The following is a 14,978-nucleotide window of genomic DNA, read 5'->3' as shown; positions in this document are numbered from 1 at the left end:
CCGCAAAAAACATAAATTTGCCATGGTATGAAACTTTCTTCCCTCATTCTCGATTCGCTGCGGCAAAATGGCGCCACTTCCATCAGTGGTTTCGGAACCTTTTATTTGAAAAATGCCAATGCAAAGGTGGATCAGGATGCAGCGCATATTCTGCCTCCAGGAAGTGAAATAGCTTTCACGACGGATTTCGAGTGGGAAAGCACAGACTTTCCGAGTTATGTTTCAGCGGAAAAGAAAATCCCGCAGATTGATGCGGAAATTGAGGTCAGGAAAATGATCAATTACTGGAACGGGACTTTGTACAAAGAGAAAACGCTTGCGGTGGAGCATCTCGGGACATTTTTCTTGAATGACGAAAAAATCAATTTTTCGGGATTAAGGACCGCGCATCTTTCGCCGGATTTTTATGGACTGGAACAGATCAACATTTCTGAGATCAAGAACCCAAAACCCAAAACCAAGAAAAATCCTGAGAAAAGCGCCTATCAATTCAATAGTTCCCGATGGTGGGTTTTGACCTTGCTGATAGGAATCGGGGCCATTACCTATTTTGGAATAACCCAACCCGAATTTATTTTTGGCAAGAAATCTTTCGACAAAATTCCGGATCAGAAACCCCAAAAGAAGCTGGTGAAAACTCCTGTGAAAGTGGATTCCCCGAAAATCAATACCGATTCCATTCATGCCGACCTCCATGCGAATCCTGTAACTGCACCTGAAAATCAGGTGACAAAATGAAATGTTCAAAACACCTTAGAACTCAATGGGAAAAATAAAAAAAGCGTCAGAATCCCTGACCGTCATGACGAATATCGTGCTGCCCAACGAAACCAATTCTTTGCGGAATCTCTTCGGCGGCGAACTGCTTGCAAAAATGGACCGGTGCGCTTCGATTTCAGCAGCCAGACACTGCGAAAGAAGAGTGGTCACTGCTTCTGTGAATCATGTTTCGTTCAATGAACCCATTCCGGAAGGCGGCATCGTGGTTTTGGAATCCAAAGTCTCCAGAGCTTTTTCAACCTCCATGGAGATTTATGTGGATGTGTGGTTAGACGACCCGATTAATCAGCGGAAAATCCACACCAATGAAGGGATCTACACTTTTGTGGCAGTGGATGAATTCAACCGGCCCATTCCGATTCCACAGATGGAGCCCGAAACAGAAGTGGAAAAATCCAGATTTGCAGCCGCTTTGAGGCGAAAGGAACTTTCGTTGATCCTATCCGGAAGAATGAAACCGATGGATTCGGTGGAATTGCGCAAACTGTTCCAAGAATAATACAGTACCAAAATCGATAAATTTGCATCAGCATGAAAGTACTGCTACTGGACAAAAACCATCCTTTAATTACGGAACAGCTTTCTCCGAAAGGTTTTGAGTTCGAGGAAGATTTTGATTCACCTTATGATGAAGTTCTGCAAAAGATTTCAAATTATGATGGAATCATTATCAGAAGCAGGATCCCCATCGACAGAAACTTTCTGGAACACGCGACCCATCTCAAATTCATTGCAAGAGTGGGAGCGGGACTGGAAAATATCGATGTTGATTTTGCTAAAAGTTCAGGCATAAAAGTGATCAGTTCACCGGAAGGAAACCGTGATTCAGTTGCGGAACACGTTCTGGGAATGTTGCTGATTCTGATGAACCGGTTGTTCATTGCGTCCGATGAGGTGAAAAGCGGAATCTGGAGGCGTGAGGAAAACCGCGGTGACGAACTGAAGGGGAAAACATTCGGGATCATTGGTTACGGAAATATGGGAAAAGCAGTTGCAAAAAGGCTTTCCGGGTTTGGTGTGAATGTTATTTTTCATGATATCTTGCCTAATCTTTCAGATGAATCAGGAACCCAGGTTTCGCTGGAAACGCTCAAAAATGAAACTGATATTTTAAGTCTGCATACTCCGATAACTCCGGAAACTCACCACTTGATCGATGAAGAATTCATTTCGGCGATGAAAAAAGATTTCTATTTCGTGAACACGGCGCGGGGAAAAAATGTGAAAACCAAAGATCTGGTTGAAGCCATTAAAAAAGGAAAGATAAAAGGCGCGGCGCTGGATGTCCTTGAATATGAAAAGGCATCTTTTGAAAATCTGGATGCTCCTTCTTCACCCGGCAACCATGAAAATGAGGATCTGAAGTTTCTTTTGAATTCAGAAAAAGTAATCGTGACCCCCCATATTGCGGGTTGGACGATCCAAAGCAAGGAAAAGTTGGCTCAGGTGATTGTGGATAAAATTTTGGCGGAGTTTGCCGTTTCTTAACAAATCTTTATGACTTCAGTCCTAAAAAACTCTCTGAAAACTTCTTAACTTGCGGAGATTTTTGACCCCAAAATTTTCAGATGAAGTTTCTCAAAAGCATTTCGGTGCTCATCCTATTCAATTTTGTACTTCTTTCCTGTAAAAAGGATTCCGCGAACAATGACTCCGAATCGAGCTCAAAAACCGAGTTGCCCAATTTCGGAAATATTGATCTGGACGATGTCTTCAGTCGCAAAGACGAGCAACTCGAAAACCGGGATTCCATTGTTTCCGTAATTAGAAAATATTATGAAAATGTTTGGGAAAAAGGTGATTTGTGGGGTGGATTTTTGGTGGCGAAAGGCGATCAAATTCTATACGAAAACTACCGTGGATTCGGTCAGGACCAAAATGGGGAACCCATCACGGCGAATGTTCCGCTTCATGTGGCTTCCGTTTCCAAACCGATTACCGCCATGGCAACCTTGAAATTGGTGGAAGGCGGAAAGATTGGTCTTTATGACCATGTCACTAAATTCATTCCGGATTTTCCTTATCCTAAAGTCACGGTTTTCAATCTTTTAACCCAAAGAAGCGGTTTGCCGAAATATGAGTATTTCATAGAAAAAATAGAACCGAAACCGGCTGAACTTTCCAAAAAATTCATCAGCAATCAGGATATGCTCCGGATGCTGATTCGGTACAAACCGGATCTTTCCCGCGATACCGACACGGGATTTGAATACTGCAACACGAATTTCGCGCTCCTTGCTTTGATTATCGAAAAAGTATCAGGAATGCCTTTTCCGGAGGCGATGCAGCAAATTGTATTTCGACCTTTAAAAATGAAAAACACCTACATTTTTCAAGAGAAAGATATCCCGACTGCTGCCAAATCTTTTTACCAACGTGGACCGAAAGTTTATCCCTATGACCGGCTGGATTTGATTTACGGCGATAAAAATGTTTATACCACGCCGAGAGATTTGCTGAATTTTTCCAAAGCGATGTATGCGAAAAACTTCCTTCGGCATGATTTGTACGATTTGGTCTTCCAACCGCACAGCAATGAAAGGCCGGGAGTAAATAATTACGGTATCGGTTTCCGGATGAAGGTTTTCGATGCGAATGAGAAATTGACCTACCACAACGGATGGTGGCATGGAACGAACTCGGTTTTCGGACATTTGCTAAAATCGAAAGTGACCATTGTGGCCATCGGAAATAAATATTCCAGTAAGGTTTATTCCGCATTGACGCTTTCCGGACTGTTTGAAAATTTCCCTTATGAAATGCAAAAATTCCGCAAAGAAATGAACGAAAATGACAGTTTGCGGAAAGCGAATCCGCAAGGAAATCCCGATTCTTACAGCGAATAATTTCTTACTTTTGTTCAAAATTTATCAATGAAGAGAATACTTCTTCTTTTTATATTCAGTTGGTTATTGTTTTCGTGTGCCAGAGTCGGATCGCCGGTTGGCGGCAACAAAGACACGATTCCACCGAGAGTGGTGGGAAGCAATATAGACTCCGCCAGAATCAGTGTTCCGATAGACATCAGGGAACTCCGCATTGATTTTGATGAGTACATCACGCTGAAAGAAATCAATAAAAACCTCATTATTTCTCCGCCGATCAAAATCAAGAAAATTCTTCCCTCCGGAGTGGCGAATAAATACTTGCTGATTAAGTGGGATGAAATGCTTCAAGCCAACACGACCTATAATTTCAATTTCGGGAATGCCATCGTGGATAATAATGAAGGCAACGCCCTTAAATATTATAATTTCGCGTTTTCGACCGGTGAGAAAATCGACGATTTATACATCAGTGGCGAAGTAAAAACCTTAATTCCCAATAAGGATGCGAAAGCAGATGAAAAAAGTTTGGTCGTGGGACTTTATCAAGTAAAAGATACCATGAATTACCGGCAAAAACCCTACTACATTACCAAAGCGGATCCGGACGGTTATTTTGAACTGAATTACCTGTCGCCGGGAAAATACCGGATTTTGGCGTTTGAAGATGCCAATTCGAATTCGGTTTTTGATGCGGGTAAGGAAAGTGTGGGTTTCCTCAAGGAAGAATTGGATTTGAATCAAAGCATTTCGGGGTTAAAAATAGATCTTTTTCCCTCCAAAAAAAAGGTGAGATATACTGAAATGAAGGAAGTTCCGGGCGGAATCCTGATGCTTTTTGAAGGAAATCCGGATGAAGTGAAAGTAACTGCAAAAGGAAACAGACCAGAAAATTACCAAGTCACCCATGTTCCAAAATCCGATTCCCTATATATTTGGTTTGATGCGAAAAAGGAAAACCTGGGAATTACCCAAAGTGAAAATCTGAAATTTGCTTATGACAATGGGGTAAAGAAAGATTCAGCCTCCATGTTTTACCGGTTCAATGCAAAGAATGAGATGACACTTTCTAATGCAAAAGGAAATCTGCTGCCACCCAACCAAGACTTCGTATTCAGCTCGAATTATTACGTGGATAAAATTCAGCCCGAAAAATGGAAACTGGTTTCAGACAGCATCCAGCAAGAATTTACCGCAAAAGTATCCGAGAAAAATCCTTTTGAAATAAGGCTTTCATCCAATTTTAAGGAAGGAAAAAAATACTCTTTGACGGTACCGAAAGAAACCGTTTCCTCCTTTTTTGAAAGCAATGCAAAATCTTACCGTTTTGATTTTCAGACAGATAAAACTGAAAATTACGGTACGTTTTTCGTGACGCTGGAAAATGCGCCCACTCATCATTTTTGGTTGCAGATGCTGAACGAAACAGGAGATGTGGCCTATTCCAAATTTGGAAAGGAAACCAAGCAAACCTTCAATGCGGTAAAACCCGGAAAATACCAATTGAGGATTTTGGTGGACAATAATGAAAACGGAAGTTGGGACACTGCCGATTTTGAAAACAATGAATTTGCGGAAGAGGTGTATGTTTTTGAAAAGAAAATAGATATTCGACCGCTGTGGGAAATTCGCGAGATCTGGAATCTGAATCCCAAAAAGGACGGACCGGAAACCACTCCGCAATTGCCTGCAACTCCCACCGACACTGTGCCGAAAAATATTAAATCTAAATGAAAACCTTTTTGAATATTGTTTATTGGTTTTTGATTGTAATTGCGCTGATCCAATTCATCCCGGTTGACCGAACCAATAAACCCATCGATCAAAAGATAAATTTTGTGTCCGTTTTTCAAACGCCTAAAAATGTGCAAGAAATTCTGAAAAAAGCTTGTTACGATTGTCATTCCAACGAGACTGTTTATCCGAAATATGCTTTTGTTGCACCAATTTCCTGGTCCATCAAACACCATATCAATGAAGGCAGAGAACATTTGAATTTTTCGGAGTGGGCGAATTACAATCAAGATTTAAAGAAAAGCATGCTCGAGAATTCGGCAAAATCCATCAAGAGTTATTCCATGCCGATGCCGGGATACATTGCGCAGCATTCGGAAGCCAATCTGACGAAAGCTGAAAGGGTCTTGCTGGTGAATTACTTTGAGGAGATTTTGAAGTCGGGGAAATACTGAAATTTACAAAATCCCTATTCCCAAAAAGACCGAGAAGATGATCAGAGCGATCGCAACAAATTTCTGCAAAAAGGAAATCGTCATTTTCTTCAGCATTTTATTGCCGAAATAGGCTCCGATAAAAGCGGAAAGAGTGGCGAGAATCACGAGGTTCCAATTGAGGGATTCGTGGTGATTGCTGATGTTTTCGGCATACACTGATAGTCGGGAAATATCGATCAAACATGCAATCGCGATACCGGTCGCAATAAACGACTCTTTCGTCAAACCTACCCGAATCAAGAATGCAGAACGCAAAGCGCCTTGATTTCCGGAAAGGCCACCAAAAAAACCGCTTAATAATCCACCGATGGGCAAGTATTTTTTATTAAACTCCAGGTTTTTCAACTTGGGAAGCAGGTCAAAAAGGGAGAAGAAAATCAGTAAAAATGCGATGATCACTTTGATTGCGGTGATTTCAAAAGTTTTTCCTGAAAGCTTATATTCGAAAATCGGCTTTAGTTCCGAAAGATAATTCAAGAGAAATGCACCCAAGAAAGCAGCCGCAATTGCCGGAATCCCGAAATGCAACAGGACCTGTTTATCGATGTTTTTTCCGACTAGAAAGAATTTAAAGACATTGTTGAGGAAATGCACGATCGCCGTCAAAGCCACGGCGATCTCCACCGGAAAAAAAAGTGCGAAAACTGGCAGCAGAATCGTTCCCAAACCAAATCCCGAAAAGAAAGTAAGTCCGGAAGCGAGTAGAGCGACGAGGCAAATGATGATTTCCTGCATGGTGAAAATTTAGGAAAAAAATGATGCAATTACTTCGAAAAATCCGTTTGAAAAAATGTTACTTCTGCATTCTCGGTCTATTAAACAAAGACAAAATCACTCCTGCAAAAAGTCCGATTGTTTTCACTGAAGAAAACGATGATCCGGCCGGAACAAATGCGCCGATCACGCAAAGAATTGCCGCCAAATACATTGGATATAGGAAATTCCTGTTTGCCAACATCGGGGCCTGCAAAAAGAAACTGGCACCGATCAAAACGTAGAAAACCTTGTGGAACAATAAATCGTTGAGTTCGGGAGACAAAAGGTTGAAAAATCCCACCACCAGACAAATCAATGCCGCGATGGATAAAACTCCCTGAATGAGCGCGGTATCCTTTTTCATCAGTAACTCTCTTCTTGGTTAGGGAAATCCGTGCTTTTCACATCCTTCACATATTGGGAAACCGCGCCGGTAATTTCGGTATATAAATCCAGGTATCTCCTCAGGAATTTCGGCGAGAAATCCTTGTTCATTCCCACCATGTCGTGGTACACGAGAACTTGCCCGTCACAATGTGGTCCGGCTCCAATTCCGATGGTTGGAATGGAAACACTATCTGTAACTTTTTTGGCTAAAGCCGCGGGTATTTTTTCCAAAACTACAGAGAAACAGCCCAGTTCTTCCAAAAGTTTGGCATCGCTGATGAGTTTTTCGGCTTCTTCCTCCTCTTTTGCACGCACTTTATAGGTTCCGAATTGGTAAATGGATTGTGGGGTCAATCCCAAATGTCCCATCACCGGGATTCCTGCATTGACGATTTTTTTGATGGATTTTTCCACCTCCTTTCCACCTTCGAGTTTTATGGCGTGTGCTTCGGATTCCTTCATGATTCTTACTGCGGATTCCAGCGCTTTTTCGGGATTGGACTGGTAACTGCCAAAAGGCAAATCCACCACGACCAACGCTCGGTCAACTCCGCGGATTACGCATTGAGCGTGGTAAATCATCTGGTCCAAAGTAATGGGCAAAGTGGTTTCGTAGCCCGCCATTACATTTGATGCGGAATCGCCCACCAAAATGGCATCAACTCCGCCTGCGTCCACCATTTTAGCAGTCGTGAAATCATAAGCGGTGAGCATAGTGATCTTTTCTTTGTCGAATTTCATTTTTCGCAAAGTCTCGGTGGTTATTTTTTTGATTTCGGAATGTACGCTCATTTTGGGGTAAGTAATAATGATTTATTAAAAATGAATAATGGAATTGGGAAATAATAAATTTGGCAATTGGAAAAAACTTCATTTCGGCTGCATTCTTAAAATAACAAACCCGAAATAGATCAGTTCAACCAGCTTTAAGGCAATATTAATTAGTATTTCCCACCAATTAATTATATGACAACGTGACCGAGCTTAATCAACTTCTCATGATTCAGGATTTTGATAAGGCGGCCTTCAACTTCTATTAATCCGTCTTGCTTAAATTCAGAAATAAGGCGGATCGCACTTTCTGTGGCGGTTCCAATGATGTTTGCGATTTCTTCGCGGGTTAATGATATTTTGATGAATCCTTCAGGATCAGTTCCCAATTTCTGCTCCAGCAGCAAAAGGATTTCCGCCAGCCGTTCTCTCACGGTTTTTTGTGCCAGGAAAGTCACGGTATTTGAAGATTCCCCCAATTCGAAAGCGATTTTCTGCAGCATTACGAATGAGAGTTTGGAATCTACCTCCAATAAATGCAGGAAAACATCAGACGGAAGAAATGAGGTTTCCAGATCGGTCATCGCTTCTGCCTTTGCCTGGAAATCTTCGCCACAAAGGATGGAGCGGTATCCGATTAAGTCGCCCTCTTTGATGAAGCGGAGAATTTGTTCTTTGCCATAAACGCCCAATTTGGAGAGTTTTGCAGTTCCATTTTTAATGAGATAAACACCTTTGGCCATTTCACCATCTTCAAAAATGGTTTCGCCTTTATGGAATTTCAAGAATTGTCGAGATGACAAGTATTTTTCGAAATCAGCTGCCGAGAGCGTGTTTTTAAACGATTCTTCATTAAAAGTACTTTTCAGACTCTCTTCAATAAGGGTTTGTTTTTCAAGTGACATATTATGACATTTATCAGCAAAAATAGGACAATTAAACCCGAAGCACAAATTTATTTGTCATAATTTTGCCTGTTAAAATTTTACTTAAATTGGCGGAAAATTGTTTTCATTGCGGTCAGGATTTATCGAAAGAACGGGTGTCCTTCGATGAGAAGGTCTTTTGCTGCGTGGGCTGCAAGTCGGTGTATGAAATTTTGAACATCCATGATTTGGGGAATTTCTATGAGCTCAATAAACGTTCAGGAATTCGACCGGATGACGAAAATATTTCCCAGTTTGATTATCTCGACGCGCCCGAAATTTTCGATAAAGTCACTGATTTTTCGGAGGGGAACACCAGTTTGGTGACTTTAAAAATTCCGGTCATTCACTGCTCGTCCTGCATTTGGCTGCTGGAAAGTCTTCAGAATTTGAATGCCAATATCAATTATTCACAGGTTAATTTTACCCGCAAGACTGTTCAGATTTCTTTTAACCAAAAAGAACTGAAGCTGAGTGAACTCGCGAAATTCCTTACCAATTTAGGCTACAAACCCGTCATTAATTTAGAGACCGCCGAAAAGAAAGAGGAATCCTATGACAAAACTTTATTGATCAAATGGGCGATTGCAGGATTTGCTTTCGGGAACGGAATGTTTTTTTCCTATCCGGAATATGCGGCAGAAGTGATGGGAACCAGCGATTTTTGGTTTGACAAATACAAGAGCCTTTTCCGGTTCATCATGTTTTTATTGGCGACACCGGTGGTATTTTATTCTGCCTCAGATTATTTCAAATCGGCCTGGTTTGGCTTGAAGCATAAGATTGTGAATATCGACGTGCCGATTGTGTTGGGAATCTTAATGCTTTACGGAAGAAGTATTTATGAAGTACTGACCGATTATGGTGCGGGATATTTTGACACGTTGTGCGGTCTTTTGTTTTTTATGCTGATGGGGAAATTATTCCAGAAGAGAACTTACAGCGCACTTTCTTACGACCGAGATTACAAATCATTTTATCCAATTGCAGTCACTAAGGTCGATTTTAACGGAAAACAGGAAAATATTTTACTTTCAGAGTTAAAGGTGGGTGACCGGATTATGGTTCGAAATCAGGAAATTATTCCGGTTGATGCCATTTTGATCAATGGCGAAGGAAATATCGACAACAGTTTTATCACCGGTGAAAGTGCCTCCATTCCGAAAACGGCGGGCGACAAAATTTTTGCAGGAGGAAAACAGATGGGTTCCGCGCTGGAACTGGAGGTCATTAAAACCGTGAATCAAAGCTATTTGACCCAGCTTTGGAATAAGGAAGCTTTTAAAAAACACGAAACAGGACTGGATACGCTGACCAACCATATTTCCAAATATTTCACCTTTGTTATTTTGGGAATCACTTTAATTTCAGGTATTTACTGGATCCAGGTAGATTTCGAGAAAATGTTTCAGGTGGTTGCCGCAATTCTGATTATTGCCTGTCCATGCGCATTGGCGCTATCTGCTCCCTTTACTTTTGGTCATGTGATGCGGATTTTGGGACGGAACAAATTTTACGTGAAAGATGCTTTGACCATCGAGAAAATTTCAAAGATCGGAACTTTGGTCTTTGACAAAACCGGAACGATCACCCATCAGAAAAGAGCAGACATTAAATATGAAGGAGCGCCCCTTCAGGAATTTGACCTGCAGAACATCAAAAGTCTGGTCAAAAATTCCAACCACCCTTTATCAAAAGCGCTATATGACTTCTTAGAGATTGAAGACGGGTATTTTCCGGTTGAGAATTTTAAGGAAATTCCAGGAAAAGGGTATGAAGCTTCTGTTCGTGGCACGATTTACAAAATTGGTTCTTCGACTTTGGTCGGGCAGGAATCCAGGAATTTGGAAACGGCGGTCCATATCGGAAAAAATGACGAATTTCTGGGGAAATTTATTTTTAAGAATGAATACCGAGAAAATTTAAAATCTTTATTCAAAAGGCTTTATGGCTACAAAATCCATATTCTGAGCGGTGACAATTCATCAGAAGAAAAAATGCTGAAAACCATGATTCCGAATGTGGAAGGAATGGCATTCAACCAAAGTCCGGAAGATAAGCTGAACTACATCAAAAACTTGCAGGACAGCAATCAAAAAGTTGCGATGCTGGGAGACGGCTTAAACGATGCGGGAGCATTGAAGCAGAGCAATATTGGGATTGCAGTTGCAGATGACACCAATTCATTCACCCCATCATCGGATGTCATCATGTCCGGCGAGAAAGTGGTGGATCTTCATAAGTATCTGCAATTTTCAAAGGACGCGATGACCATTGTAAAAATGACTTTTGCGATCAGTTTGTTTTATAACGTGATAGGGGTAAGTTTTGCGGTGGCAGGATATGTTTCACCGCTTTTCGCAGCGATTCTGATGCCGATAAGTTCAATATCGGTGGTGGCGTTCACTTCTGCTGCCACATGGTACCGAAGCATTAAATATTTCAGAATCAAACGGTAGTAATATGGTTTCTTATTTAGAAGGGTTTTAAATTAACAATAATTAACAGTCTTTGAATAAAATCATAATTTTTGGCTATTTTTGAGCCACATTATTTTTAAATTTGCAGCGGCGTGGATATACTTTATTTGATGATTTTGTGCAGCGTTACGTTGGCTGTAGTCTTCTTGATCATTTTTATTGTAAATGCAAAAAAGGGACAGTTTGAGGATGACGAATCGCCGGCAGTGCGCATTTTACTCGATAATGAGCTTATCAAGGAGGAAAAGGAATCAAGTGAGGTGAATGAGGAGGATCAAAAAAAAGATACAGTAGAAAAAAGTGATTAATTTATATGGAAACACAAAAGTTTAGTTATGACAACGGCATTGTGCGCGCGTTCCTTTATGCGACCGTAATCTTTGGGATTATCGGCTTCTTATTCGGACTTACCGCAGCTTTGATGCTTTTCTATCCGGAGCTTCCTGAATATTTCCTTGGAACCGATGATGTCACCATCAAAAGTTTGCAGAGCGGAAATTTGCAGGGTTTAATCAATTCGCATGGGGCATTCGGTTTTGGACGTATCAGGATGATTCATACCAGTGCGGTAATTTTCGCATTTGTTTGTAACGGTTTCTTTGCCGGAGCTTATTACTCGCTGCAAAGACTTCTGAAAACAAGAATGTGGAGCGATACGCTTTCGTGGATTCACTTCTGGGGATGGCAATTGATGATCGTTGCGGTAGTGATCACCTTCTTTTTGGGGATCAATACTTCAAAAGAATATGCTGAGCATGAATGGCCAATCGATATTCTGATTACGGTGATTTGGGTGATCTTTGGTATCAATATGTTCATGACGATCATCAACAGAAGGGTTCGTCACCTGTATGTAGCCATTTGGTTCTACCTTGGAACTTGGGTTGCGATCGCCATGTTGCATATCTTTAATAACTTAGAAGTTCCATTATCATTTACGGGCTGGAAATCCTATTCCGCTTATGCTGGAGTTAAAGATGCTTTGGTTCAATGGTGGTATGGTCACAATGCGGTAGCATTCGTGTTGACGACTCCAATCCTCGGGTTGATGTATTACTTCCTTCCAAAAGCAGCAGACAGACCTGTGTTCTCGTATAAATTATCGATCATCCATTTCTGGTCATTGATTTTCGTTTATATTTGGGCAGGTCCACACCATTTGCAGTACACTGCAATTCCGGGTTGGGCACAAGCTTTGGGAACAGGTTTCTCTATCATGCTGATTGCTCCGTCTTGGGGAGGAATGTTGAACGGACTCCTTACTCTAAGAGGAGCTTGGGACAAGGTTCGAGAAAATCCGGTACTGAAATTTTTTGTGGTAGCGGTAACCTGCTATGGTATGGCGACTTTCGAAGGTCCGGTTCTGGCCACTAAAACTTTAAATAAAATCGGCCACTTTACCGATTGGGTAATTGGTCACGTTCATATTGGCGCCCTTGGTTGGAATGGCTTCATGACTTTCGGTATGATTTATTATCTACTGCCGATTATGTGGAGAACAAAGCTGTGGTCAACCAAGCTGGCAAACTGGCATTTCTGGTTGGGAACTTTGGGAATTATTTTCTATGCGGTTCCTTTATATATCGCCGGATTTACCCAAGGTTTGATGTGGAAGCAATTCAATCCAGACGGAACCTTGGTTTACAAAAACTGGCTGGATACCGTGACCGCGATTATCCCTTATTATGAAATGCGATTTGTGGGTGGATTGCTTTATATTACCGGTGCAATTTTGATGGCAATCAACGTAATTGCAACGGTGAGAAGTGGTTCATTCCAGAAAGAAGTTCCTGCGGAAGCGCCGGCATTGGCAAAAATCAGCAATCAAAGAAAAGAAGGAGAAGGACTTCACCTGTGGATTGAAAGAATGCCTACTTTGTTGACAGTGCTTTCATTCGTTGCAGTAGCAATCGGTGGTTTTGTGGAAATTGTTCCGACTTTGACGATAAAGGATAATGTACCGACCATTGCTGCCGTGAAACCTTATTCGCCATTAGAATTAGAAGGTAGGGACCTTTATATTAGAGAAGGTTGTAATGCTTGTCACACCCAGGTTATTCGTCCGTTCCGTGATGAAGTGGTGAGATTTAATGGTAAAAACGGGCAATATTCCAAAGCGGGTGAATTTATTTATGACCGTCCATTCCTTTGGGGTTCCAAAAGAACCGGTCCGGATTTGCACAGAGAAGGTGGCAAAAACCCAAGTTCATGGCATTACAAACACATGCTGAACCCAAGAGTTACTTCGGCAGGTTCCATCATGCCACGTTACCCTTGGTTGATTGCCAATGATTTGGACAGAAGCAAAATGGTCGCTAAAATTGAATTGATGAAGAATGTTTTCGATGTTCCTTACACACAAGCGGAAATTGATTCAGCCAATCAATGGGCAGATAATCAGGCAGCTCACATCGTGAAACAGATTTACTCTGAAGCAGCTGACGTGAAAAAAGCATATGAAGAGAGAAAAGCGGCAGATCCGGCTAACTTCACTCCGCTGGAGAAAAAGGAAATCATTGCCTTGATCGCTTATCTGCAAAGGCTCGGTACAGACATTAAAACAACTGAAATAAAAACTGCAAGCACAAACTAATTCATAATTAAAGTACAAATCGAATGATACCGCAAAGTTTTAGGGACATATTGTCAAACGGTGAGAACGCAGGTCTGCTTCAGACAATTGCCCTACTTCTTTTCATCATCTTTTTTCTGGGGATTCTTTACTTTGTATTCTCCCGCCCGAAAAAATATTACGATGATGCTGCGAACGCTCCTTTGGACGACGACAACATCGATGACGAACATGATGAAGACGACGGTACCGCCGGTAAACTTTAATTTTTAAAAAATTAACTATTATGAAACAGAGAACACCCGTATATATTACAATTCTTGTAATACTAGTGATTTTATTCATTGTGTACTTCATGTTTGTGCAGAGCACTTCATTCCTCACTTCTCCTTACTTCTGGGGAACTGCGGTAATCAGTGTGATTCTGGCCTTAATCCATCATGCGATTGGGGACTTGATTGAGAACCAAAAATTCTCAAAATTGAACCAAGCAGAGAAAGCTCAATATCTGGAACTAAGGAAAACTCCTTATTTCAAAGGGCTTTATCAGAGTGCATTCCAAAAGCAGTCAAACACTGAAGAAAAAGACATCCTGATTGACCACGGTTTTGATGGAATTATGGAACTAGACAACCAGTTGCCAAAATGGTGGCTTGGACTGTTCTGGTTTGGGGTTGCATATTGCATCGTTTATATTCTTGCTTATTCCTTCACTGATTTCGCACACCAAACTTCTGAGTACGATGCGGAATACAAAGCGCAAACCGCAAGTATTGCCGAATATATCAAGAACACTCCGCCACCAACAATAGAGAATGCAACTTATTCACCAGACAATATTGCGGCAGGTGAAGAGGTCTTCAAGACCAACTGTGTTTCTTGTCACGGCGAAGGTGGGAAAGGAGGAATCGGGCCAAACCTGACCGATAATTCCTGGATCAACCAACCGGAAAAAACGCTTTTCAAAAATGTTTTTCACGTGGTTGAAAACGGTTCGCCAAACAATCCTGCGATGCAGGCATGGGGAAAAAATGGAGTTTTAACCGGATTTGATATTCAAAATGTGGCCGCTTATGTCTATCACATTAACCAAGAAGTACAACCAATTACTCCTGCTCAAGGTGGTGCTGCTCCACAAGGAACAGTCGCTCACTGGGAGAAATAACACTTAAATATACACATATAGGGAAACACGTTTCGGTATCTTTTAAATCAAGGGATATGGAGCGTGTTTTCTTTTTTTAATGCAA

General features: G+C 41.4%; 15 protein-coding genes. 11 read left to right on the top strand and 4 right to left on the bottom strand.

The genetic code is table 11. From position 1 onward, the window contains the following. Positions 1-27 precede the first annotated feature (27 nt). From ACM44_RS07900 to ACM44_RS07875, 6 genes are all read left to right on the top strand, one after another. A complete protein-coding gene (locus ACM44_RS07900) occupies positions 28-738 on the top strand; it encodes a hypothetical protein (RefSeq protein WP_048499481.1) in 711 nt (236 codons plus the stop codon). Between the two features lie 25 nt (positions 739-763). After that, positions 764-1,279 carry an acyl-CoA thioesterase gene (locus ACM44_RS07895; protein WP_048499480.1) on the top strand — a complete coding sequence of 172 codons (516 nt, stop codon included), beginning with the start codon at positions 764-766 and terminating at the stop codon, positions 1,277-1,279. A 32-nt stretch (positions 1,280-1,311) separates the two neighbouring features. Further along, on the top strand, positions 1,312-2,268 hold the full coding sequence (locus tag ACM44_RS07890) for a 2-hydroxyacid dehydrogenase (RefSeq protein ID WP_048499479.1): 957 nt from the start codon (positions 1,312-1,314) through the stop codon (positions 2,266-2,268). Positions 2,269-2,348: 80 nt separating this feature from the next. Continuing rightward, positions 2,349-3,626, top strand: a complete 1,278-nt coding sequence (locus tag ACM44_RS07885) for a serine hydrolase domain-containing protein (protein WP_048499478.1) — start codon at positions 2,349-2,351, stop codon at positions 3,624-3,626. A gap of 27 nt (positions 3,627-3,653) precedes the next feature. Further along, a complete protein-coding gene (locus tag ACM44_RS07880) occupies positions 3,654-5,339 on the top strand; it encodes an Ig-like domain-containing domain (RefSeq protein WP_048499477.1) in 1,686 nt (561 codons plus the stop codon). Then, positions 5,336-5,794: a heme-binding domain-containing protein gene (locus ACM44_RS07875; protein WP_048499476.1), complete on the top strand. Its 459-nt coding sequence runs from the start codon at positions 5,336-5,338 to the stop codon at positions 5,792-5,794. The genes ACM44_RS07880 and ACM44_RS07875 overlap by 4 nt, the downstream gene beginning before the upstream one ends. A 3-nt stretch (positions 5,795-5,797) precedes the next feature. Here ACM44_RS07875 and ACM44_RS07870 read toward each other — a convergent pair whose 3' ends face one another. The 4 genes from ACM44_RS07870 to ACM44_RS07855 all read right to left on the bottom strand — a co-directional run bounded on the left by ACM44_RS07870 (position 5,798) and on the right by ACM44_RS07855 (position 8,655). Further along, a complete protein-coding gene (locus ACM44_RS07870) occupies positions 5,798-6,571 on the bottom strand; it encodes a sulfite exporter TauE/SafE family protein (protein ID WP_048499475.1) in 774 nt (257 codons plus the stop codon). A gap of 58 nt (positions 6,572-6,629) precedes the next feature. Continuing rightward, the gene (locus ACM44_RS07865) at positions 6,630-6,956 is read right to left on the bottom strand and encodes a hypothetical protein (protein WP_048499474.1); all 327 of its coding nucleotides are present in this window, start codon (positions 6,954-6,956) and stop codon (positions 6,630-6,632) included. Further along, positions 6,956-7,771, bottom strand: a complete 816-nt coding sequence (panB, locus tag ACM44_RS07860) for a 3-methyl-2-oxobutanoate hydroxymethyltransferase (RefSeq protein ID WP_048499473.1) — start codon at positions 7,769-7,771, stop codon at positions 6,956-6,958. The genes ACM44_RS07865 and panB overlap by 1 nt, the downstream gene beginning before the upstream one ends. 170 nt (positions 7,772-7,941) lie before the next feature. Beyond that, a complete protein-coding gene (locus tag ACM44_RS07855) occupies positions 7,942-8,655 on the bottom strand; it encodes a Crp/Fnr family transcriptional regulator (RefSeq protein ID WP_048499472.1) in 714 nt (237 codons plus the stop codon). An 89-nt stretch (positions 8,656-8,744) separates the two neighbouring features. Here ACM44_RS07855 and ACM44_RS07850 point away from each other — a divergent pair, with 89 nt between their 5' ends. From ACM44_RS07850 to ACM44_RS07830, 5 genes are all read left to right on the top strand, one after another. Further along, positions 8,745-11,135, top strand: coding sequence for a heavy metal translocating P-type ATPase (locus tag ACM44_RS07850; protein ID WP_048499471.1), 2,391 nt, complete (start codon positions 8,745-8,747; stop codon positions 11,133-11,135). A 113-nt stretch (positions 11,136-11,248) separates the two neighbouring features. Beyond that, on the top strand, positions 11,249-11,464 hold the full coding sequence (ccoS, locus tag ACM44_RS07845) for a cbb3-type cytochrome oxidase assembly protein CcoS (protein ID WP_048499470.1): 216 nt from the start codon (positions 11,249-11,251) through the stop codon (positions 11,462-11,464). A 5-nt stretch (positions 11,465-11,469) separates the two neighbouring features. After that, entirely contained in the window at positions 11,470-13,749 is a 2,280-nt protein-coding gene (gene ccoN, locus ACM44_RS07840) for a cytochrome-c oxidase, cbb3-type subunit I (RefSeq protein WP_048499469.1), read from the top strand. Between the two features lie 23 nt (positions 13,750-13,772). Beyond that, positions 13,773-13,994 carry a cbb3-type cytochrome oxidase subunit 3 gene (locus ACM44_RS07835; RefSeq protein ID WP_048499468.1) on the top strand — a complete coding sequence of 74 codons (222 nt, stop codon included), beginning with the start codon at positions 13,773-13,775 and terminating at the stop codon, positions 13,992-13,994. Between the two features lie 20 nt (positions 13,995-14,014). Beyond that, a complete protein-coding gene (locus tag ACM44_RS07830) occupies positions 14,015-14,893 on the top strand; it encodes a c-type cytochrome (protein ID WP_048499467.1) in 879 nt (292 codons plus the stop codon). Positions 14,894-14,978: the final 85 nt, after the last annotated feature.

The sequence above is a fragment of the Chryseobacterium koreense CCUG 49689 genome, assembly GCF_001045435.1.
Taxonomy (GTDB): domain Bacteria; phylum Bacteroidota; class Bacteroidia; order Flavobacteriales; family Weeksellaceae; genus Kaistella; species Kaistella koreensis.
The sequence above is the reverse complement of the archived record's forward strand: the minus strand, read 5'-3'. Positions and strand labels throughout refer to the sequence as shown.

Bases quoted from the DNA above. Each gene is read 5' to 3' on its own strand.
- ACM44_RS07870 (WP_048499475.1), bottom strand. From the start codon at position 6,571: ATGCAGGAAATCATCATTTGCCTCGTCGCTCTACTCGCTTCCGGACTT.
- ACM44_RS07865 (WP_048499474.1), bottom strand. From the start codon at position 6,956: ATGAAAAAGGATACCGCGCTCATTCAGGGAGTTTTATCCATCGCGGCA.
- ACM44_RS07875 (WP_048499476.1), top strand. From the start codon at position 5,336: ATGAAAACCTTTTTGAATATTGTTTATTGGTTTTTGATTGTAATTGCG.
- panB (WP_048499473.1), bottom strand. From the start codon at position 7,771: ATGAGCGTACATTCCGAAATCAAAAAAATAACCACCGAGACTTTGCGA.
- ACM44_RS07835 (WP_048499468.1), top strand. From the start codon at position 13,773: ATGATACCGCAAAGTTTTAGGGACATATTGTCAAACGGTGAGAACGCA.
- ACM44_RS07855 (WP_048499472.1), bottom strand. From the start codon at position 8,655: ATGTCACTTGAAAAACAAACCCTTATTGAAGAGAGTCTGAAAAGTACT.
- ACM44_RS07885 (WP_048499478.1), top strand. From the start codon at position 2,349: ATGAAGTTTCTCAAAAGCATTTCGGTGCTCATCCTATTCAATTTTGTA.
- ACM44_RS07830 (WP_048499467.1), top strand. From the start codon at position 14,015: ATGAAACAGAGAACACCCGTATATATTACAATTCTTGTAATACTAGTG.
- ACM44_RS07900 (WP_048499481.1), top strand. From the start codon at position 28: ATGAAACTTTCTTCCCTCATTCTCGATTCGCTGCGGCAAAATGGCGCC.
- ccoN (WP_048499469.1), top strand. From the start codon at position 11,470: ATGGAAACACAAAAGTTTAGTTATGACAACGGCATTGTGCGCGCGTTC.
- ACM44_RS07895 (WP_048499480.1), top strand. From the start codon at position 764: ATGGGAAAAATAAAAAAAGCGTCAGAATCCCTGACCGTCATGACGAAT.
- ACM44_RS07880 (WP_048499477.1), top strand. From the start codon at position 3,654: ATGAAGAGAATACTTCTTCTTTTTATATTCAGTTGGTTATTGTTTTCG.
- ACM44_RS07890 (WP_048499479.1), top strand. From the start codon at position 1,312: ATGAAAGTACTGCTACTGGACAAAAACCATCCTTTAATTACGGAACAG.